Source organism: Paraburkholderia sp. MPAMCS5, assembly GCF_036016995.1.
GTDB lineage: Bacteria > Pseudomonadota > Gammaproteobacteria > Burkholderiales > Burkholderiaceae > Paraburkholderia.
Genome location: NZ_JAYXBK010000007.1, coordinates 293961 through 315290 on the forward strand (window position 1 = coordinate 293961; position 21330 = coordinate 315290).

Here is a 21330-nt window from a genome sequence, read left to right on the forward strand (position 1 = left end):
CGTATTGTAAATGACCGCTTCTCTCGACACCGCCGCCCGCGCGCCTCACACGCCGCGTGTCGTGCTGATCACCGGCGCCGCGCGCCGCATCGGACGCGCGCTCGCGCTCGGCTTTGCCGCGCGCGGCTGGGACGTGGCGGTTCACTACGGCGCCTCGCGCGCGGAAGCGGAACAGGTGGTCGCGGAAATTACCGGCATGGGCCGCCGCGCGGTCGCGTTGCACGCGGAATTGAGCGACGAGGCACAGGTCGCGGCCTTGCTGCCGGCCTGCGTCGCGGCGCTGGGCCGGCCGGCGTGCATTGTCAACAATGCGTCGCGTTTCGAGGAAGATACGCCGCGCAACGTCGGCTACGATCTTCTGCTCAAGCTCACCGCGACGAATCTCGGCGCGCCGCTCGTGCTGGCGCGCATGCTGTTCGACGCGACGCCGCCGGCCGCGCAGACCGACGAGACGCAGCGCGGCGTGGTGATCAACGTGCTGGATCAAAAGCTGTACAACATGAATCCGGATTACCTGTCGTATACGCTTTCGAAAGCGGCGTTGCAGACCGCCACGGTCGCGCTCGCGCAGGCGTTGGCGCCGAAAGTGCGCGTGGTCGGGCTTGCGCCCGGCCTCACGATGCAATCCGGCGATCAGACAGCGGAAAATTTCGCGGCCGCCCACCGTGTTACGCCTTTGGGCCGCGCGTCGCGGCCGGAGGACATTGTCGCCGCCGCGCTGTATCTCGCGGAGGCAAACGGCGTCACCGGAACGACGCTGGTCGTCGACGGCGGGCAGCATCTCGTGCCGCTGCCGCGCGACGTGATGTTTTTGACCGGCGCCTGAAGCAACCTTGCGCCACTTTGCGTGCCCCGCACGCTTTTTTTGACTGGAACGAACATGTTTGCCGCTCTTTCGCATCCTCGGCTCGCCGATTGCCGCCGGCTCTTTCTGCGCAATTACGAAGTGCACATCAACATCGGCGTGCACGACTTCGAAAAGCGCGGCGAACAGCGCGTGGTGATCAACGTCGAACTGTTCGTGCCGCTCGCGCTTTCCACGCCGGTGGAAGACAAACTGACCGAAGTCGTCGACTACGACTTCATGCGCTCCACCATTTCGCGCCGCGTCGAGCAAGGCCACATTCACTTGCAGGAAACGCTCTGCGACGACCTCGTGAAGACCATGCTCGAACATCCTCACGTGCGCGGGGCGCGCGTGTCGACTGAAAAGCCGGATGTCTATCCCGACTGCGATGCGGTGGGCGTCGAAGTTTTCCGTATCAAAGAGGATTGACCATGAACGCTCCGGAAATCCTGAACGACACCGCCGCGCCCGCTGCCCCTCAGAAGGCACCGCTCACGCGCCGCGAGCAGAAGGAAGCGTACGAGAACAACAAGCTCTTCAAGCGGCTTGCGCGCCAGGTGGGTCAGGCGATCGGCGACTTCAACATGATCGAGGACGGCGACAAGGTGATGGTCTGCCTGTCGGGCGGCAAAGACAGTTACGCGATGCTCGACGTGCTGATGCGGCTGCGCGAGCGCGCACCGATCGACTTCGACATCGTCGCGGTGAATCTCGACCAGAAGCAGCCCGGCTTTCCCGAACACGTGCTGCCCGAATATCTGAAGCAGCTGGACATTCCGTTTCACATCGAGAATCAGGACACGTACAGCATCGTCAAGCGGCTGGTGCCGGAAGGCAAAACCACCTGCTCGCTGTGCTCGCGGCTGCGGCGCGGCATTCTGTACCGCGTGGCGGGCGAACTCGGCGCGACCAAGATCGCGCTGGGCCATCATCGCGACGACATTCTGCAAACGCTGCTGCTGAACCTGTTTTACGGCGGCAAGCTGAAGGGCATGCCGCCCAAGCTGCAATCGGACGACGGCAAGAACATCGTGATCCGCCCGCTCGCGTACGTGAAGGAAACCGATCTGGAAAAGTACGCGGAGTTGCGCGAGTTCCCGATCATTCCGTGCAATCTGTGCGGGAGCCAGCCCAACCTGAAGCGCGCGGAAATGAAGGCGCTGATCCGCGATTGGGAGAAGCGTTTTCCGGGGCGTATCGAGAACATGTTCAACGCGTTGTCGAACGTGGTGCCGTCGCATCTCATGGACCACAAGCTGTTCCCGTTCGCGGACCTGCGCGCGACCGGCGAGGCCGATCCGCAAGGCGATATCGCCTTCGACGAAGAACCGTGTTCGAGCGATGCAAACGCGGGCCTTTCGCTTAACGCGGCGCGCCCGATCTCCATCGTTCAATTCGACGATCTTTGACGGAAAATCCCGCAAAAACGGCGTTTTCGTGTCGGGTTTGGCTCGCATTATGGCCGCTTTCGCGGCCATTTTAGCAAGGGGGTGCGTGATAGAATCGTCGCCTCCGAACTCGTCTATTTGCCGACGCCATGAACATCGTGATTTTGGCGGCAGGCACCGGTAAGCGGATGCGCTCCGCGCTTCCCAAGGTGCTCCATCCCCTGGCCGGCCGGCCGCTCCTCGCTCATGTCATCGACACTGCCCGCACGCTCGCGCCCACGCGCCTCGTCGTGGTGATCGGTCACGGCGCGGAAGCTGTGCGCGAAACCGTCGCCGCGCCCGATCTGCAATTCGCCGTGCAGGAACAACAACTCGGCACGGGCCACGCGGTACAGCAGGCTTTGCCGCTCCTCGATCCGTCCGTGCCCACGCTGGTGCTGTACGGCGATGTGCCACTCACGCGCGCGAGCACGCTGCGCGCGCTCGTCGAGGGTGCGGGCGACGGCGGTTATGGCGTGCTGACCGTGACGCTCGCCGATCCAACCGGCTACGGCCGCATCGTGCGCGATCAGGCGGGCAAGGTGTCGCGCATCGTCGAACAGAAAGACGCGAATGCCGAGCAGCTTCAGATTGCCGAAATCAACACAGGCATCATCGTGGCGCCCACCGGCCGCCTGTCGGGCTGGCTCGCCGCGTTGAAGAACGACAACGCGCAGGGCGAGTTTTATCTGACCGACGCGGTCGAAATGGCCATCGAAGACGGCCTCGAAGTCGTCACCACGCAGCCGCAAGACGAATGGGAAACGCTCGGGGTGAACAGCAAGCAGCAGCTTGCCGAGCTGGAGCGGATTCATCAGCGCAATGTGGCGGACGCGTTGCTCGCCGGCGGCGTGACGCTGGCCGACCCGGCGCGTCTGGACGTGCGCGGCACGCTCGAATGCGGCCGCGATGTCGCCATCGACGTGAACTGCGTTTTCGAAGGCCGCGTCACGCTGGCCGATAACGTGACGATCGGGCCGAACTGCGTGATCCGCAACGCAGCCGTCGGTGCGGGCACGCGCATCGAGGCGTTCACGCATATCGAAGGCGCCGAAGTCGGCGCGAGCGTCGTGCTCGGACCTTATGCGCGGCTGCGGCCCGGCACGTCGCTGCACGACGAATCGCACGTCGGCAATTTCGTCGAGGTGAAGAACGCGGTGCTCGGCCGCGGTTCGAAGGCGAATCACCTCACGTATATCGGCGACTCGGACGTCGGCGCGCGCGTGAATATCGGCGCGGGCACCATCACGTGCAATTACGACGGCGCGAACAAATTCCGCACGATCATCGAAGACGACGTGTTCGTCGGTTCGGACACGCAACTGGTCGCGCCGGTGCGCGTGAAGCGGGGCGCGACGATCGCGGCGGGCACGACGGTCTGGAAGGACGTGGAAGCCGACGCGCTGGTCCTGAACGACAAGACGCAAACGAGCAAGACGGGCTATGTACGCCCGGTCAAGAAAAAGAGTTGATGGAACGGCGCGGGCGCGCGGCGCGTCCGGCGAAATCCAGCACTTAAAAGGAATGAGCCATGTGTGGCATTGTTGGCGCGGCAGCGCAACGTAATATCGTCCCCGTCCTGGTCGAAGGACTGCGTCGCCTCGAATACCGCGGCTACGATTCATGCGGCGTCGCCGTGCTTGGCGACAACGGTCCCGCGCGCGCGCGGAGCGTGGCGCGCGTCGCCGATCTCGACGAGCAGATTCGCGAAGGCCATCTTGGCGGCATCACGGGTATCGCTCACACGCGCTGGGCCACGCACGGCGCGCCGGTCACCGACAACGCGCATCCGATCTTCTCCAAAGATGCGCTGGCGTTGGTACACAACGGCATTATCGAAAACTACGAATCTCTGCGGGAAATGCTGCGCGGCAAGGGTTACACCTTCGTCTCGCAAACCGACACAGAGGTTATCGCGCATCTGATTCACAGCCTGTATCGCGGCGATCTGTTTGCCGCTGTGCGCGAAGCGGTCGCGCAATTGCATGGTGCGTACGCGATCGCGGTCTTGCATAAGGATCAGCCGCACACCGTGGTCGGCGCGCGGCAGGGTTCGCCGCTCGTCGTGGGCCTCGGCGAAGGCGAGAACTTCCTCGCGTCCGACGCGCTGGCGCTGGCGGGCAGCACCGAGCGCTTCATCTTCCTCGAAGAAGGGGATGTGTGCGAGCTGTCGCTGGAAAGCGTGCGGATCGTCGACCGTGAAGGCAACGCGGCGCAGCGCGAGGTGCGTCAGGTCGCGGCATACGGCGGCGCGGTCGAACTCGGGCCGTATCGTCACTTCATGCAGAAGGAAATTTTCGAGCAGCCGCGCGCAATTTCCGACACGATTCCTCAAGCCGATTCGTTCGAGGCCTCGCTGTTCGGCGAAGGCGCGGACAAGGCTTTCGCGGAGATCGACAATCTGTTGATCCTCGCTTGCGGCACGAGCTACTACTCGGGGCTCACGGCGAAGTACTGGCTCGAATCGATCGCGAAAATTCCCACGCAGGTGGAGATTGCGAGCGAGTATCGCTATCGGGAGTCGGTGCCGAATCCGAAGTCGCTGGTGGTCGTGATTTCGCAATCGGGCGAAACGGCGGACACGCTCGCGGCGCTCAAGCATGCGCAGGAGCTTGGGCATCGTCATACGCTCGCCGTCTGCAATGTCAGCACGAGCGCGATGGTGCGGCAGACCGAACTGGCGTTTCTCACGCACGCGGGCCGCGAGATCGGCGTGGCATCCACGAAGGCGTTCACCACGCAACTCGTCGCGCTATTCGTGCTGGCCGTCACCCTCGCAAAGCTGCGCGGGCGCGTGACGCCGGAACAGGAAGCGGAATACCTGAAGCGGCTGCGTCATTTGCCGGCGGCGCTGAACAGTGTGCTGGCGCTGGAACCGCAGATCATCGCGTGGTCGGAGGAATTTTCGCGCAAGGAACACGCGCTTTTCCTCGGGCGCGGCATGCACTATCCGATCGCGCTCGAAGGCGCGTTGAAGCTGAAGGAAATTTCCTACATTCATGCAGAGGCTTATCCGGCTGGCGAGTTGAAGCACGGGCCGCTCGCGCTCGTGACGGAAGCCATGCCGGTGGTCACGGTCGCGCCGAACGACGCGCTGCTGGAAAAGCTGAAGTCGAATATTCAGGAAGTGCGCGCGCGCGGCGGCGAGTTGTATGTTTTCGCCGATGCGGACACGAAGATCGTCAACGACGAAGGCCTGCACGTCATTCGCATGCCCGAGCATTACGGTTTGTTGTCGCCGATCCTGCACGTGGTGCCGCTGCAATTGCTCGCGTATCACACGGCGTGCGCGCGAGGCACGGATGTGGATAAGCCGCGGAACCTGGCGAAGTCGGTCACGGTGGAGTGAGGGAAGGGTTGTGGAGCGAAAAGCGTGCCCGCAAAGAATGAAAGCGTCCCTCACCCCTTTGCTAGAAGTGTCCCTCGAGGGGGGTGAAATTTCCCGCAAACCCTTACGGGACAAGGCTGGGGACACTATCATTCGGCGCGGTGCACGCTGAAGAAAATACCCCTGTTTAACCCCCCTCTGATTCCAGAAAAAACCGCCCCCGGCGCCCTTGAGGGACGCTATTAGCGGGGGGTGATTTTGGGGCGTCTGGGGTCAGAAAAGCCCGACTTCTACCCCGCCGGCCGCTCCATTGCATCCAAAATGAGCCACTCGACTGCCCCCGACGGGTAGTCCTGCGGCCAATCCCCCGCGAGCACTAGCACCGCACCCCCAACGCGTTCCACTACGTCTAGCGAATCGTCTCTCTCGTGGCCATCACTGCTGTCAACATCCCTGCCGCCACACGTCCCTCCCTCTGCCGACACCACCTCCGTCACCCGCCCGGACTCCTTCGGCTGCTCCAACTGCTTCGGCTGCCCTAGTCCAATCTGCCTCGTCGCCTCCAGCACTCCCCGCGCACACCCAACCCGGTCCAATGCCCGTCGAAGCCGTTCCCGCTTCTCGTCCCTGAGCCCAAGCTCTCGTGCGACCACTTCGACATCAGTCGCCACATCTGTCAGCAGAATTTCCACCAACTCAACCAGCGTCGACGCCAGCTCGGCGGTCGTCGCGCGTTTTTTCGTTTCTTCGATTTCAATCGAGTCGTCCATCCAGCCGATAGCGACGACGGCTTATATGGCCGTGCCCGGTCAGCCATCAGACAATCGGCAGACTTCGTCCATTTGAACTGGTCATCGAGACGCTCTGCGTCCCAATGACCAGATAAGTTTCTGAGCGGCGGACGAGAAGCGTCGATACGACCTCGAGCTTCGCCGACCAACGGAGACCTAAAAATGAGATTGATGTCAGCAATACTGTTGCTGCTGGTTCTGAGTGCGTGCAAGCCTGGCGATGACGACGGGTCGTGGAGCTACGTCATGTCTCATCCCGGGAGCCGCTCGCGTGAGTTTCAAACTGAGAACATGATTTGCGTTGTGTGGGTGCCGCGTGTCGGGGACCCCGCTCTCTCATGTGCGAAGAAGTGAGGGCTTGGCGACATCCGAAAGCTATCGGTCGCCAGAATCACTGTCCATCACGATAGCGACGAGACCGTTTGACGGCTTAGTCTCGCTGGTGTCGCCTCAAGATGCTTCCACCGAAGGGCGGCGGCTCTACCAGTTCATTCAAGCCCGCGACATCAAACCCCGGACTGCGGGCTTCGGCAAGAGTCGGCTTCGACGCGGCAACCAACCAACTCGGCCGGCCGTCACTTATGCTCCCCTTCGACTGTTCGATACGGTTTACTTGCTCTGGGTGTATTACTGTCGGTTCCGTATGCGAAGATGTTTGCACGTTTCCGCGCCCGGAAATCCAGCCACGCGGTTGCCCTGCAGTACGTGGTGCACTTGCGGCGGACAACCAACTAGGTTGGCTCAACGCTGCAGCAGTAGGCCCGACTTCGGTCCTAGGCTGTTCAGATGCAGTGGCCGCCACTCCCGCTTGTTGGCTCGCCGGCATTGAAATCGACTTCGATTGAGGTTGTATCAGTGGGTTCTTTGAGGCAGTTGCTGATGCACTAGCCATCATTGCATGACCGTCCCGGCGATTCGCGATGGCCGCCAACTCCGAATCACGGGTAGCGATAAGCGCGAGATATCGCGACGAGTTTTCCCTTCGACCTTGCGCGCGCATTTGCCAGATGCTGCCCAGTATCGCACCCAAAAAGAGCGAAACTGGCAGAAGCTCATTTGGCTTATCCGTGACCCCGAGCATCGCGAGTACGAACATGACCGCTAGGGAGCTTGGAATCCAGAAAAGCACAAAATGGGGCGGCCTTGCAAGCGCTTCGCGTCTGGGATTGTATTTGACATATACCGCCGCCCGCGCGACCTTCCGGGCTTCCTCGAAAACGTTCTCTGTCTCATCGTCTTGCCGTTTCTGCTCTGCCTGCCTTTTTGACTCGACAACTCGTAGTCGCGCTTCCTCTTCGGCTACCACGCGGTCGTGCTCTCGCTGCGTGGCTGGTCCAATCGAAGCCTTTATTGTTTCAATCGCTTTCGTACGCGAGCATTTGAACCACTCGCGAGTCTTGCTCGCACGAACCTTCGCCAATCGGCAATGCACTTCAAGTTCGACCGCCCGCGCGTTTTCGACGAAAACGGAATACTCGACGACCGCAGGAAACGGAGTTGCCGTTCCGCTCAACTCAAGGGCTCGCTCCTCTGGAGAGCGAGTAGTGTGGCCGACCTTCACATAGTCCGGCATTCCCTTATTAGAAATCACGTAGACGTAGCCTTCCACGTTCGCCCCCCCGATAACTCTTGTACTTTTAAATGCTTGATTGGGTCTGATAGCTTACAGCAGGACGACGACGGCTACCGTGTGGTAACAGCCGTCTGCATACAGGACTTTTAGGTCATCGCACCATGGCTCTTCACCGCGAGCCATTCACTGTCGTGCATTCAGGCCGCATGCGCTCTGAGTCTCGCGAGTGTGCAGGCGTCTGCCCGCGCTTTCACGTACTCAGGGCTTTGAATACGAACTTTGCTTTGTTCTTTTCGAAAACATAGATTGCGCCCAACGGCACTGCGGTGACAACGACGCCTGTCAGTACCGTTGTGACTTTGCCATTGAACATGTTGAGCAGCGGTACAGTCGCGACACCCTTTGATATCACGTTGGAAACGTAGGCACTCATCACGCCAGCGGCAGCGCCCGTCATAATGACCTTAATGCTGGCGAGCTTGTCGGCGTCATCGCTCATCAGGACGCGGACACAACGTACCGTCGATAACGTGCATTCACGGATTATTGAAAGCACGTATCCAGGCATCTGGACGAGCAATGAAATCAGAATTTGAGGGATGGCACTCAGGACGCCGGCGACACCGCCTTCGATACCGGCGGCCCTTGCCCGTGCCCAGATGCGGCGTTCCTCGAAACGAGTCTTCAACTGGCTCGAGATGCGTTCTCGGCGCGTGTTGATGTTGGCCAGTAGGCCGTTCTCGTCGAAAAACTTCCCGTTGACCGCAATGTCTCTGATTTCGTCGACGAAGATGTCGATGGTCTCCATGAGAATGAGACCGACGACCTGCTGAGCTGCCATGCGAGCGCCGGACTCCGCCAAACTGAAGCCGATAGTCTTCGCCGACTCAAGTCGCTCATTGGCGATTCTCTCTTGCGCCTTCTCGTACTTTTCGACCGCCTCCGACTTGCTCACCGTGACGTCCTGCCCGCCGACGGAGAAATGCAGTACATCAGGGTCAATGGGGTCAGGCGAGCCGTTAGCTTCCATATACGCGAGCAGGTCGGTCGAGTTTTTCGACCGATTTAGGCTTGAGTCAGCGAAGATGAGGTTCTCGTTCACATTGACGAGGTCGATAATCTCACCGTCGTTTGTCCCCAGACGGAAAATCCAGTCGTTGTATAACTGCGCTTTGGGGACTATATGCTCGATGTCGGCTTCGTACGGGTCCAGCGGCTGCGCGCTGTTGTAGCCGTTTTCGAGATGCGTGACTGTAGGGCGGGCATCTGCTCGGGCATTCTGCATCGCCGCGAAGTTCGGCGAGTTCTTCATGTCCTGATTCTCTTCTTTGAACTCTTTGAAGCTCATCGAGAGATTTGCATATCGTGCCGCAAGCTCCTCGTCTAGTTCGGTCATACCCTGCCCGAAAAAGAACGCCGCGGCAGTTCGCTGAAGAGCCTCCCGTTTGCACTGCGTGAAGATGTCGTCGACGCTCGATACGGGAACTGGCAAGCGACGACGGACGTCATCAACCATCTGCGCAGTGGTCTTGTCGACCTCAAACGTCGCTTTGAAGTAGGTCGAAACTTTTTCGCTGCCGACTTCTGCGTACTCGCGAAACTTAGTGACGTAGGTTTCGCGCCGGCCGAGCGCATCGTAGTCGACATCGCCGAGGCGTTCGCTCACCTTGTCAACAATCTTGCCCGCATGTTCGCGCCCTGTAGCCGCGTAGTCTCTAGCTTTGTTCGACGCGGCTTGGGTGATGTCGTTCAGCGCGGCAGGCACTTCCACTCGTTCAGCTAACGCAGCTGCTTTTGCCTTGGCTTCGGCCAGCGAATCCTTGAGTCCGCTGCCCAACGCACCAATCTTGCTCCCGAATAAGCCCATGATTCCCCGATGTCTATCTTATTGTTGGCATCGAAGATTACGACAGCGGCAAAGTTATTCTTTAGGCGCTTACGAACTTTATTTGAAGCCCCCTGTGCAGAGCGTTGGCGTCTTTAGAGCGATGAGTGACTTCCTCTGGCATACGTCGGCCGCTCACGCCGCGACCGTTTCCCTGCAACTCAGCTATTAGGCGCCGAATTGCCGCGTACCTAGGAGGTATCCCTGTTCGCAGAACTCAGCGCACTCGGCGAGTCCGTAAAACATCGCCGTCTTCCAGTGGTTCGCGCCAAAGATTTCCACATACGACTCCGCTGATGACCGCAGGTACACCTCGACGCCGTCTGCACCAAGGCCTTGCTGTGTAAGCATTTCGACTGTGGGCTTGAGCGTTAGAAGGAGGTCCGTGACCTCTGGTTGCAATCGCCGATTCAGTTCGAGTTTTCGGAATTGATACCGCAGCCGCTCATAGACGTTATTCGCAAGCCCTTCTGTCTGTACCACGTCGAAGTTACAGACCAGCGCGTTATTCTGCATCGAGCAGTCGGCGCGGAAGAATCTCTCGGGCGGGATTTCGTAAAAGTACGCGTTGAGGAACCTTTCGTCATCGCCGCCCGGACCCTGAACGCCAACTCCCTTCTTCTGATTGCAAGCTCCGCATGCGGGAATGAGGTTCCTACAGTACACGGCTAGCGCTTTGTAGTCAGAGCGAGGGAGGTGATGGTCGAGCGAGGTCACAGCAGCAAAGCCGCAGAATGGGCACCTCGAGATATTCGCTTGAAGCCTCTCTCTCAGGCGTTTGAGACGCCCGTTTTTTTGCGTCGAGTCATACCCGTCATGCACCGCTTGCGCCAACGCGGGAGAAATGTTGGCTGGCAACAATTCTGGTGACGGATTTCCGAAACCTCGGTCATAGGCTTCATACAGCGCGGCGAAGGCAGCGCGGTCGTCCTCAGACAGCGGTACGACAACGCCGCCTACCGGAGACAGGGCCGTAACGAGTTCTTCTATAGCATCGGTACTGTCCGGCAAGGGGAGCTTCCACATCTGCGTTAGCCTTGCCGAGCCAGGACAGCCATTACGTATGCGCGCGCTTGGACGCTCAGCCCACCTTCTGCGAAGAGCGCCTCAATCTTTTGGAGGTCACGCGTCTGCAGGGCAAGCTTGGACAGAGTGTCGTTGAAGTCTGTGACCTGGGATGTGAGGCTGAAGACATTCGAGGTGAGCAGACCGATATTCTCGCCAAACGTCTCGCCGACCGGTCGCTGAACTACGGTTTCTCCTCCTTCGCGAGAGATGACGTGGACGTGTGCCGCCATCGTCTCCTGCAGGACAACAGGGGAATGAGTCGCAACGACTGCGTAGGCTTCCTGCTCCGAAAGAACGCGCCGCAGCGAGTGCATCAGTGCGGCCAATAGCGGTGGATGAAGATGGGTCTCCGGTTCGTCAAAGAGAACCAGCGCTTGCTTTTCAACGTAGGCGACGAGACTGCACACGACATGCAGAACAATCTTGTGCCCAGTGCTCCAGTTTATAAACGCGTTCCCACAATCGGCGCTCATGATTGTTTGAAGCAGCGTATCGCGGACATCGTTAAATGACGGGTCGTCCAACACCGGCTTGAGCGCGCGTCGCAGCAACGAGAACCTCTTCGTTTCCTCGATACGCGTAATAATCCGCGAGAACTCTGCGGCAAGCGCGTTCGCAGATTTGAGGACCGTAACGTCTTGGCGGTCCCCGACCGGCGATTTGATGTCACCCTCTGCCGAGGGGCTCGCGAGTTCCGCTTCGAGCTCCGCTCCGATGTCGCGCAGACCGCAGAACACAAAACGACCGGTGCCCTTCGATATCTCTTGCGCAATGGTTCGACGGTCCTCAGCGGTCATACCCGGAACCTGGAAGTTGTCGAAGGCACTGTACGAAACAGTAATTACTCGGGAAAAACCAAGCCCGATTGGGTTAAGAGTTCCGATGTGGGACATCCGGCTGCGGTTGCGGTCGCGCCTTGATGCGTGGGCAACGCGCGCAAGTCTTGATAGAAGCGTGCTCTTTCCAGACCCGTTTCTGCCGATGACTACTGAGACCCGACGCGGCAGCTCTGCTTTTCCATCTCGCTCCTGATATGGCCGTACGTCCTCGACGAAAGGAGCGTCAAATGAAAACTCAAGGGAAGAACCCCAGCCAGGCATAGCAAAGCTAAAGCTCGCATCGACGCTTGGAAGCGCACTGTAGTCCTGCGTGAGAACGATGCGTGCCATGGACATGAAGTTTGAGTTGGGGTCGATGTCCCGTAGGACGGATTTCCGCCAACCCTCCTCTTCATCGATGCCGCTCATCCTCGAATTGTTGTGCAGCACGTCGTGCAACGCCTCAAGAATGAAGTCTCTGTCCTTTCGAGGCATGTCCGCCATCCGCTGGTAATAGTCGAGCGACATTCCCAGAGACACGAAGTCGTCAGGCAGTGAATCGAACGATTGTTGAAGTAGTTGCGTATCGCTAGGCTGCTGCCCGCGACGAAGAATCTTCACCATTCCGATTGAACGGAGCTGACCGCTTTCGTTCACATAGCCGAGGTCATACGAGGTTTTGTAACCGTAGTCATCCCATCGGTTTTGAGCCAATCGAAACATCCCTGGCTCGCTGGGCTGAGCAGCGTTTAACCGGGGGCCGGTGACTATGATTCGCGGCGATTCCATCTAGGCAGGTCCTTGTGTTCGTGCCGTTCTGCGACACTCGAAATCATTCCGCGACGCCGATGCCGGCGGCGGGCTCTTCCGAATTTGCCAAAGGGTCGCGGTGCTGCGGCATCCGAACTCGAATCGTATCAATTTCGACGCCCTTCTAGCCAAGTTCACGCATTCAATGACCCGCAGGTGCCCTGCCTCGCAATGTGCTTTGACACGGGGATACGGTGCACATGTTCTCAGCGCCATGCGCAAGGACGACCCGAGACTCCTAATACGGTGTACGGGTTACTAGCCGGACAAGCGACGCGAGCCGCCGGGCGAAAGGTTGCCGGTAGTTGGACCGCGATAGTGAGGACCGGGACCATGCGGAAGGCCGATGGCCGAGCCCGAACTATGTGGCGACAATATCGAACGACGTCGCCTCTCGAACGTCGCTTCAGCAATAGGCGCGTGAGGGGTGGCGCAGCGAGCCCTCGCATGGCAATCGAGTTTTCCGTTATCAAGGAGAGGGTAAATTTGTGGCACCGAGATGGACGCAGCGGCTGAACTTCCCAGTGCTTTCAACGTTGGGGGCAAACTGCTCATCGTCGAAAGGAGCAAGCGTGGAACATTGCTGCGCGTCTCTTAGATTAAGAGGGTGTTCTATGCATGCGTCATGATTATTTTGTCGAACGATATGGGGTTCGACGCGTTTTGCTTATCTGCAATGGTCGTGCGCCGTTGCGTCACAGTCGCAAAACGTCCCAGACCTGAATTAGTCTGCTTGCTACAGCGCACCATCCATGACCACAAGGCCTTTCGCCTAAATTGACCGCGCCCTTGCGTACATTTCTGACTTGCGCGGGAGAAAAGCGTGCTTTAGAGTGTTCGGCCGTGCAGTGAAAACTATCACTCCACTACAAAAACGACCAAAAATGTTCCGTCCTGACGACCTTCTCAAAGTGTTGGACCTGGAATGCACCCTTGGCGGGCGCTATTACGGCCACTTTGACCATGATGCGGCAAATATTACCGGACCTCGCGCTCAACAGCACGCGGTGGGTAGTCTCTTGACGCTCGCAAAGGACGGCGTCGCGGTGAAGAGAGACCCTTCGACAGGCGAGTATCTGTCGAACTATTAAAACGAGGGATGGGTGGTAGAACTTGCCGGGGAGCAGGTTTTCCTGCTTCTGAATAGGTCTTCAGACCTTCGCGGCCATGAAGTTAGGGTAGTTTCGACGTATGACGACGCGCTCGAGCAATGGGACTGGACCACACGGTCAAGTCCCATTTTTCCGTTAGAAGGTGCGCGTTTTCCGGTCGTTGAAGAAGGCAAGTCTTGGTTCATCGTGTTCATTGGCCCTGTTGACCCGGGCACTCTGAATCTTGATGGCCTGACTTGCTTCCTGAGCTATGGCATCCACAATCTAATCGCCGTTTCGGACAATCCGGCCGATTCTGCCCTCGCACGACTACTAGACCACGCGAAAGCCTCAGGCATTCCTTGGGAAGGCTGGCAAGTCATTGGCTCGCGAATTGGCCATGTGGAGTTCAGCCCGGCGCAAATCTCGAAGCAACCGCTGGGCATCGTTGTACCCAAGCTCCCCGTGGCTAGCCAACTGCGCAGCGCGTCAGAAGAATATCGAACGCTTATCGCTGTGACACGCGCCAAGTGTGCACGCTATCTTCCAGAGATGGAAGCTGACATTGCCAGTTTTGATGAGGCTTTCCAGCGCGTGCTCGACGCTACACAAAGCCACTCTGTCGCCAAGCTCGCGTGGCTCGCGAACGTCAACGCGGCTCTCTCACGCTTCTCATCACAGACTTTCGCTGGCACATCGCCGATTCTCGAAACCGAATGTCACTTTTGGACCCATTCGCTTCTAGGTATCGGCACTGCCACGCAGGCGCTCGTCAATATCCGCAGACAGTACGACTTCGCTCTCGACGCTTCGCGATTAGCAGAGAAAATCGACCGCCTCGCATCCGTGTCATGCGACGACACCACTCTTACGACGGCGGGCTTCGCTAGCGACAAATGTAAGGTGCATTGGCTCGAAAAAGTAGTCCTTGCGCCACGCGCGGCGCCGCAAAAGTATTCGAAGCTGATTGCGTACTTTAGTGGTCGGGACGGTTACCGAAGCACATCGTTCACGTTGAGCGCGCCGCTCGAGCTTATTTCCAGTTGCAACATGTACGCATGGACACCGCTGACGCTAACGCATGAACTTTCGCATACGCTCACGTCGACTTTGCTTCGCCCGCTGCTCGAGGGTGTCAACACCGACGAGGGGGCCAAACGGCTGGCAGCACTTGTAACTCCGGCCAAGAATTTTGCTCCAAGGACGGCGCTCGACCAAGCCCAAAAGCAGCTAATCACCGCTTATATGTGGCTGGAGTTCGAACGTGACGATAAGGCGCGACACGGGGCGACGATTGATAGCACCAAAGTGCTTGAGCTCGTTGAGCGCTATCACGGTGAGATGGTGGAACTCATCACACACTTGCTGGACTTCCAATACTTCTATGGCCGGAACGTAGAGCTTTATATGACGTCCATCTGGGAGAGCTGGGACGTGATTCCCAACATCCAGAGTCGCATTGACGAGTATCTCGTGCGTAGCTTGGTGGCTGTCTTGTCGAGCCATCAGCGAGGCATCGACTTTTTGGATGTCACGTACGATGTAGTGCTTGCGCAGCTCGCCTCGCTGAACAGTAATTCTGCAGACAGTCAGTACCTGAAGTTCGCGTACGAAAGGCTGCGTGACCACAAAGAATTTTTTAAGCGCAAGATGTATTGGCGGGTTCCGATTGTGAAGCTTGTGTTGGGCTTCTTCTACGACCCGGAGACGCGCAGTGCCATCGCCCGCGAAATCCCGACCTCGAAGCGGCGTGCGAAGCCTTTGAAAGAGAATCGCTTGGACGAATGGCAGGTTACGAATCCGCTGGACTTCCTGGTCACGTTCGCACGAGACCGGGCACCGAAGCCGCGTAAAGCATTGTGGATGCTTCATAAGCTCGCTTTTTCGGAGAAGCCATGACGAGCGCACAGCGGGCGAATTACTCTGGACTTCTACTCCGGTTGAAGACCGAGGAGGCATTTCCCGCGGTCGCGAGCCGGCTGCCTGACGTTGAATATCACGGTGCAATCGCGTCGCATGGATGGCATCTGTTCAACTGGACGACCGATTTCGACGCGGGCGTCGAGCATCGCGACCAAGCGGACGATGGCCGCTTCATCTACCCGCTTCTCCTGCGCGATGTCGAAGAACGCTTTCTCTTGGCGTCGATACATTCCGATATTGTTCAGCAGTTTCTCGGGCGCATGCGTCTGACCAAAAACGTCGAACGCCCGTTAATCGATGTAGCCGGACTCGTTAAGGACTCGGTCTTTCCAGACGGTGACCCATCCGTCGCAACCACAACATATCGTATGGGGTCCCTTTATGCCTCAGTAGACGGGTACGGCCGGTCCGTGCGAACGCTATCCCTGTTTGGAGATGACCTTGGAAGCGCGGGCCTAGTCCGCGACATCCTGAAGCACCTGAATCCCTACCGTGTCACCTTGCGCGAAGTCCGCAGCGAGCAGGAAGTCTTGAGCCTCAGCACGCAAGGCGAGATAAGTTTCTACTATCGTGGTGCGACTTCGTTGGAGGCTGTAGATAAGGCGCTATCGCACGTGCGTCGCGGAAACTTCATCCACTGGCGAGTCAAACCTTAGTATGGACGAGTACAGCCACGACGATGCGTGGGATGACCCTGCGAAGGTGCTGAGCCTGCTTGCACGCAGCATCGTCGATAACCAACTCGTGCTCGTGTTGGGTGCGGGGGCGTCAATGGGCTGTGGGCTCCCGAGTTGGGGCGACCTAGTCCAGAACGCACACGAGCTTGCACGGGTACCACGCGCGGCAAAGGTTGACGACAATGCTGCAATCGAAGCTTTGGCTCACACGATGCAAGACACGCCCGGCAGGTTCTTGCAGGTCATCAAGGACGCGCTGTACTCCACGCGCGAGCCGGTCACAGGTGCATTGAAGCCATTCGTCGAGCAAAGTGCTTTACGCAGCGAACTGCTCGAAGCGATATGTACCGTCGTGATGCTTTCGTGCAGACGCGGGCATGGGACGCTCGTGACTTTCAATTTCGACGACTTAGCTGAGACGTATCTGATGCGTCGAGGAATCTTCGCTTACCCCTACTCGAATCAGCCGGATTGGTTTCACAACGAAGATGTGTCCGTTCTTCATCCGCACGGATTTCTCAGCCGCCGACCGATGTTCCCATCGAGTGAAAGCATCGCGCTCACCGCTCTCGATTTTGACAACATTATCGGCGACGTAACGAATCCTTGGCACGTTCGTTTGCTATCCTTATTTCAATCAGCTATTCCGCTGTTTGTTGGGCTTTCCGGGACCGACAAGAACCTCTCGAACCTCATCACGAAAGCACGAGGTACTCACGTTTCTAAGGCGACAGGGCGTCGCTACTGGGGTATTCGCCTTTGCGTTGAAGGGGACCCAAACATCGATACTTGGAAACACCGTGGTGTTTGGTGTGAGACCTTCGCGCACTACAACGAGATACCCGACTACCTTATGAAGGTGTGTCACGCTTCTGCCGAAATGCTGGTTCAAGCCAAGCTCTTCGCTGGCGAGGGCCGGGTTTGAGCGACTTAGGTGGCCTTCTGGCTCGTTGCAGCGAGAAACCGTTTGGTGAGGGTCACCTTCGCCAAGCAAAAACTTCCTGCACCTGCTGCTGTGCTCCAAGTCGAGCAGGTGTCACGACCAGCCAATTAAGGTCGAAGACTATTTGCCGAATTTTTCCATCTTGACGTTCAGTAGGTCATTGGCAAAACTACGCACCAGTAGCGCCTCGAGCTCGTTGATTAGGCCATTATCGACACGATAGGCGGAGAAGTACTCAGCCATGTGCCACAAGCGCCGCTTCGTCCGTTGTACTTGGCGCCGCTTTTCTGTCGATGTCTTGAATTGGCCTATTTGAGGATGTTGGACTCGAAATACGCTCTGAGTGTCTCTCGTACGATTAAATGCGGAGTGCATTTCCGTCCACAGGGTAAGTCGTTGAGCTTTGCCCAAGTAGAGCGCTCGCCCACGAGAATCATAGAAGATGTAAATTCCATGCGCGCTTTCGAGCTCTTCCTTCAAGCCCTTGTACACTTTCGCCGACTCCTGTCCCGTTGGAAACAATCTCGCTTTGCTATTCGGAGTTTTGCGCTCCGCCGCGAGCGGGTAGTACTCGACGATAGGTGCGATGGCATCTGCATGCGCTGAGGCCACGGCGCAATTTCGAGCCTTTACGAGCCCGTCGGCCAACTTCCGTCCGGTCACGCCCCGTGTTGTCCAATTTCCCAGTGTCCCCACAGAGATGCCGAGCTTTAGTGCGAGGTGATTGGACGCGGATTCGCCCAACTTCTCGCGCAGGCGGTCGACCGCGTCATTTGCGATTTTCTTGCTTTCGGCTCCTCGGCTGGCAGTTATTGCTGACGCGAATGCTCCAGCGAGACGCTCTTCAGTAACTCCATAAGTAAGCCATCTCCTCAGAGTACCGAGGCTTATTCCGAGATGAGCGGCAAGGTCGCCATCTGTCTCCTTGTGCAGCTTGCGCTTTAGAGCGCTAACGAATTTGGCAGCATCAATTTGCTTCAGATGATTCACGGCACCGAGTTCCTTTTGTTTCTATTTGGCGAGTTAACGGTCAAGGGCCAGCGAACTTGCGCTTTTTCCACTGGTGACAGGTCGACTGGGGATAACCCAAATGGAACAAGCCGCATAATCGGCTTTGAGCTACCCAAACGTTTTGATTTTTGGGTATGTCATGGAGCAGAAGGCTCGTCCAACCTTGCACGATGTCAGCGCCGGGGCGAATGTCTCGGTCTTTACCGCTTCGCGCGTGCTGAACTCTGGCGGCAAGGGCGTCGCACCGTAAACGCTAGAGAAAGTGCTCGGCGTTGCTGCTGCCATGGGATACGTCGCCAACCAGCACGCTCGGAACCTCAACGGTTCGGCGAATAGAGCAAAATTAACGGAAAGGACATGGCTAGAACTGAAACCAAGACGCCCGCGGAGTTTCGTCTTCAGACGCGAGCAGGACTACACGATGGTCCGACTGCAGGATATTGCGAACGATAACGTCTTCTCCATACTAAATCCTTCTGCCCGGAGTGCCGCGTGCCAAAGCCTGCGTGTCGACGCTTGCTCCTTTCTCGCTTTGCTCACCCCCATTTTATTCAGTAAATCACCCCTAAAGGTCCTTTCGCGACGGTCGATATCCCGGTGGATAAGCCGCCGTATGGTCACGGCGCGCGTCGTTAATAAAAGGGGCCGGTATGAGCGTAATCGAAGGTTTTGAGCGTAAAGCTCTATTCAACATCACCCGCGCCGTCGCGCTGGTATGCGTCAGCGTGTTTTTGCTTGCCATCATCGGTATAGCAATCTACGGCGCGTCCGTGTGGAATGATGAGGTACAGACAAAGGTAACACCTTCGGAAATCATCAATCAGATAAAGCCGCCAGAGCCGGTGGTTGATGCCCCGCGCCTACCTCAAGGTGCTCAGCCGCCAGCCAATCAAGAGCCTCAGGACAGCCCGCTTTACGGTTATCGCATTCCGTTTTCGCTCCAGAAATACGTTTCCGGTAGCAACGCACAGGTCATCAGAAATCACTTGGACAAGGTGCCGAGAGATGAACGCCAAGCATACATCGACGAGTTGGGCACGGTCGTGTCGGCCGCTGAATCCAATAAGCTCGACCCGGTGGACGCAATCAACGCGTACATGAAACTCAAAGCTGAACGCTACGATGAAGCGACTGTTGCTCGCATGCGAAAATGGGAGACGCTCAAGTTCGCGGCAGCTGGATTCGGCGCTGGACTGCTCTTGATTGCATTGTTCAGCTTGGTCCTGGTCCTGCTCGCTATCGAGCGGAACACGCGCAACTCGATTCGAGTAAGTGCTTCAGCGCGCACAGAAGAAGAAAGCCACTTGGAGCCAGTGTGATGGCGACCCAAGTGCTCAGTTTTGGTCGCAAGCCGGCGCTGCTCGCGACTCTATTTTCGTGCGCGGTCATCGCCGGTTGCGGAAAGGATTCGTCCACGCCGGCCGCCGCGCCAGCGGCACAACAATTTCCAGGCTACACGCAGGTCTCGCAGACGGGAGACGCCGCGCAGTTGTGGTTCAACGGCAATGACATCAAGCGCGCCAATGGCGGCTACCTAGTCCATACGCTGAAGACCTTTGCAGGCGGATACGCACGGTTTGATTCGCTGACCAACTGCCGCGACACCACGCGTCGCCTTGTTGGCACTCAGTACCGCGATGATGGCACTGCGCTCAAAGAATATCCGGGCAACGAGACGAGCGTCGCTGCCAAGTCAGAGCCTGGGATGAGCGAGTTGATGACTGCTGCTTGCACCATCGCGTTGGCTTCTCGCGCGATTCACGGCGAATTCAACGCTCCAGCAGCGCTCGAATTACTCTACGGCTCCTACGACGAGCAGAAGAAGGCGGCCGTGTGGACTGATGTATCAGTCCCGAAGAATCTACCTTGGGCGCAGAATCTGAACTTGTCGGCAGACGGGTCCATGAATGTCACCACGATGGCGACCTTCGACTTTACGGAGGGCGGCCAACAGAAGAAGCTTTTTGTGACGAACGCCGTACCGCCGGACGGCGGTTGCCATGCGTGTACCGGCCTCCTCGGTTTGGCTGTGTTCGTCCGAAATGGCTCCGACTGGAAAGTAGAGTCCACCGACCCATTCGTCGCCTCCATGGGGGCAATGGGTAGTGTGGGTGACAGCTTTAAGTGGGTCCCTGCTGGTGACGACAGTTTCGCTCTGGTTGTAAAAGGGCATGACATGCATCAGGGCTACCAGACGGCGTCGACTGACATCTTCATGCGGAAGGGCTCTGATAAAAAATTTGAGAGTGTGATTTCTGACTACGATACCGGCGCGTCAGACACCGAGTCAGTAGAAGCGGAAACAACGTTCTTGAAAGGGAAGGACCCGCATCATTACGACGTCAAAGTCGTCTACTCGTACTCGATTCCTGACCAGAAGACGTACGTTGCGGACCATGTCTACCAGTTTGCGAAGAACAACAAATACGTCTTGGTGAAGAAAGACGACCCACCGAGTTTTTCGCGCCAAGGTAACTCTTCAACTGCAAGCACCGATGCTGCGCCTACGGCGCCGCAACCTGTGAACACGACTGCCTTCTCCGCGACCTGCACATCAGCTAGTGCTTGTGCAGTCCAGATGATGACTGCGGCGCGAGCGGAAAACCTGGCGGCGGCAATGGCTGCAGCTGCATCTTTGGGGGCACTGCCTAAACCTGTGCGTGGGGACCGTGCTGCTGCGCGAAAGCTAAATGTGGCAGGTTTGGCTGCACTAAACGCAAACAATGCGAGCGAAGCAGTCGGGCTTCTGTCGTCTGCCGTGGCTGCGGACCCCAGCGATGAGGAGGTTCAAAGCAACCTGTCGTACGCTTACTCGGTCGCAGGCAATTATGCGCAATCAATAAACGTTGCCGGTGTTGCGCTCACGATAAATCCGAGGCGCACGAGTGTCTGGGCGCCGTTGGCAGCGACGTTCGCGAGGATGCATGACAGACCGCATGCGCTGGACGCCATGTGGCTCGCGTACCAATTCTCGGCTGACAAGCAGAAGACGCTCGGTTTTCTGAATGACAGACTGAAAATTGAGACCGACCCCGCAGTCCTGCAGATGTACAACGAGAGCATTGCGTGGTTCTCCGAGAATAAGCGACCCGAAGGGCTTTAGTCACAGCTTTTCGGAGAAGCGCGAAGCTGCGCCGA

The 21330-nt window shown here is 58.0% G+C and carries 16 protein-coding genes; 10 read left to right on the top strand and 6 right to left on the bottom strand.

Annotated elements, in window-relative coordinates:
- Positions 1–10 precede the first annotated feature (10 nt).
- From VOM14_RS18585 to glmS, 5 genes are all read left to right on the top strand, one after another.
- On the top strand, positions 11–826 hold the full coding sequence (locus tag VOM14_RS18585) for an SDR family oxidoreductase (protein ID WP_327630193.1): 816 nt from the start codon (positions 11–13) through the stop codon (positions 824–826).
- A gap of 54 nt (positions 827–880) precedes the next feature.
- Positions 881–1276, top strand: a complete 396-nt coding sequence (locus tag VOM14_RS18590; protein ID WP_327630194.1) for a dihydroneopterin aldolase — start codon at positions 881–883, stop codon at positions 1274–1276.
- 2 nt (positions 1277–1278) lie between these two features.
- Entirely contained in the window at positions 1279–2256 is a 978-nt protein-coding gene (gene ttcA / locus VOM14_RS18595; RefSeq protein ID WP_327630195.1) for a tRNA 2-thiocytidine(32) synthetase TtcA, read from the top strand.
- Between the two features lie 128 nt (positions 2257–2384).
- Positions 2385–3746, top strand: coding sequence for a bifunctional UDP-N-acetylglucosamine diphosphorylase/glucosamine-1-phosphate N-acetyltransferase GlmU (glmU, locus tag VOM14_RS18600; protein WP_327630196.1), 1362 nt, complete (start codon positions 2385–2387; stop codon positions 3744–3746).
- Positions 3747–3805: 59 nt separating this feature from the next.
- Entirely contained in the window at positions 3806–5623 is a 1818-nt protein-coding gene (glmS, locus tag VOM14_RS18605) for a glutamine--fructose-6-phosphate transaminase (isomerizing) (protein ID WP_327630197.1), read from the top strand.
- 269 nt (positions 5624–5892) lie between these two features.
- On the opposite strand, the gene VOM14_RS18610 is transcribed toward glmS, so the two are convergent.
- From VOM14_RS18610 to VOM14_RS18630, 5 genes are all read right to left on the bottom strand, one after another.
- Positions 5893–6372, bottom strand: coding sequence for a hypothetical protein (locus tag VOM14_RS18610; RefSeq protein WP_327630198.1), 480 nt, complete (start codon positions 6370–6372; stop codon positions 5893–5895).
- A 451-nt stretch (positions 6373–6823) separates the two neighbouring features.
- Positions 6824–8002: a GIY-YIG nuclease family protein gene (locus VOM14_RS18615; protein ID WP_327630199.1), complete on the bottom strand. Its 1179-nt coding sequence runs from the start codon at positions 8000–8002 to the stop codon at positions 6824–6826.
- A 214-nt stretch (positions 8003–8216) separates the two neighbouring features.
- Complete coding sequence (locus VOM14_RS18620; protein WP_327630200.1) at positions 8217–9833, bottom strand: hypothetical protein; 1617 nt, start codon at positions 9831–9833, stop codon at positions 8217–8219.
- Between the two features lie 186 nt (positions 9834–10019).
- Positions 10020–10877: an HNH endonuclease signature motif containing protein gene (locus tag VOM14_RS18625; RefSeq protein ID WP_327630201.1), complete on the bottom strand. Its 858-nt coding sequence runs from the start codon at positions 10875–10877 to the stop codon at positions 10020–10022.
- A gap of 5 nt (positions 10878–10882) precedes the next feature.
- Positions 10883–12526, bottom strand: coding sequence for an AAA family ATPase (locus VOM14_RS18630; protein WP_327630202.1), 1644 nt, complete (start codon positions 12524–12526; stop codon positions 10883–10885).
- Between the two features lie 1124 nt (positions 12527–13650).
- Here VOM14_RS18630 and VOM14_RS18635 point away from each other — a divergent pair.
- From VOM14_RS18635 to VOM14_RS18645, 3 genes are read left to right on the top strand one after another with little or no spacing between them, the layout of a single operon-like run.
- Entirely contained in the window at positions 13651–15537 is a 1887-nt protein-coding gene (locus VOM14_RS18635; protein ID WP_327630203.1) for a hypothetical protein, read from the top strand.
- Positions 15534–16217, top strand: coding sequence for a hypothetical protein (locus tag VOM14_RS18640; RefSeq protein ID WP_327630204.1), 684 nt, complete (start codon positions 15534–15536; stop codon positions 16215–16217). Before VOM14_RS18635 ends, VOM14_RS18640 begins: the two co-directional genes overlap by 4 nt.
- A gap of 1 nt (position 16218) precedes the next feature.
- A complete protein-coding gene (locus VOM14_RS18645) occupies positions 16219–17163 on the top strand; it encodes an SIR2 family protein (protein WP_327630205.1) in 945 nt (314 codons plus the stop codon).
- A gap of 138 nt (positions 17164–17301) precedes the next feature.
- On the opposite strand, the gene VOM14_RS18650 is transcribed toward VOM14_RS18645, so the two are convergent.
- Positions 17302–18171, bottom strand: a complete 870-nt coding sequence (locus tag VOM14_RS18650) for a hypothetical protein (RefSeq protein ID WP_327630206.1) — start codon at positions 18169–18171, stop codon at positions 17302–17304.
- A gap of 671 nt (positions 18172–18842) precedes the next feature.
- On the opposite strand from VOM14_RS18650, the gene VOM14_RS18655 reads away from it, so the two are divergent.
- Positions 18843–19511, top strand: coding sequence for a hypothetical protein (locus tag VOM14_RS18655; protein ID WP_327630207.1), 669 nt, complete (start codon positions 18843–18845; stop codon positions 19509–19511).
- Positions 19511–21295, top strand: coding sequence for a tetratricopeptide repeat protein (locus tag VOM14_RS18660; protein ID WP_327630208.1), 1785 nt, complete (start codon positions 19511–19513; stop codon positions 21293–21295). The genes VOM14_RS18655 and VOM14_RS18660 overlap by 1 nt, the downstream gene beginning before the upstream one ends.
- Positions 21296–21330: the final 35 nt, after the last annotated feature.

Coding starts and splice junctions, on each gene's coding strand:
- VOM14_RS18585 (WP_327630193.1), top strand. CDS start 11: ATGACCGCTTCTCTCGACACCGCCGCCCGCGCGCCTCACACGCCGCGT.
- VOM14_RS18590 (WP_327630194.1), top strand. CDS start 881: ATGTTTGCCGCTCTTTCGCATCCTCGGCTCGCCGATTGCCGCCGGCTC.
- ttcA (WP_327630195.1), top strand. CDS start 1,279: ATGAACGCTCCGGAAATCCTGAACGACACCGCCGCGCCCGCTGCCCCT.
- glmU (WP_327630196.1), top strand. CDS start 2,385: ATGAACATCGTGATTTTGGCGGCAGGCACCGGTAAGCGGATGCGCTCC.
- glmS (WP_327630197.1), top strand. CDS start 3,806: ATGTGTGGCATTGTTGGCGCGGCAGCGCAACGTAATATCGTCCCCGTC.
- VOM14_RS18610 (WP_327630198.1), bottom strand. CDS start 6,372: ATGGACGACTCGATTGAAATCGAAGAAACGAAAAAACGCGCGACGACC.
- VOM14_RS18620 (WP_327630200.1), bottom strand. CDS start 9,833: ATGGGCTTATTCGGGAGCAAGATTGGTGCGTTGGGCAGCGGACTCAAG.
- VOM14_RS18625 (WP_327630201.1), bottom strand. CDS start 10,877: ATGTGGAAGCTCCCCTTGCCGGACAGTACCGATGCTATAGAAGAACTC.
- VOM14_RS18630 (WP_327630202.1), bottom strand. CDS start 12,526: ATGGAATCGCCGCGAATCATAGTCACCGGCCCCCGGTTAAACGCTGCT.
- VOM14_RS18640 (WP_327630204.1), top strand. CDS start 15,534: ATGACGAGCGCACAGCGGGCGAATTACTCTGGACTTCTACTCCGGTTG.
- VOM14_RS18645 (WP_327630205.1), top strand. CDS start 16,219: ATGGACGAGTACAGCCACGACGATGCGTGGGATGACCCTGCGAAGGTG.
- VOM14_RS18655 (WP_327630207.1), top strand. CDS start 18,843: ATGAGCGTAATCGAAGGTTTTGAGCGTAAAGCTCTATTCAACATCACC.
- VOM14_RS18660 (WP_327630208.1), top strand. CDS start 19,511: ATGGCGACCCAAGTGCTCAGTTTTGGTCGCAAGCCGGCGCTGCTCGCG.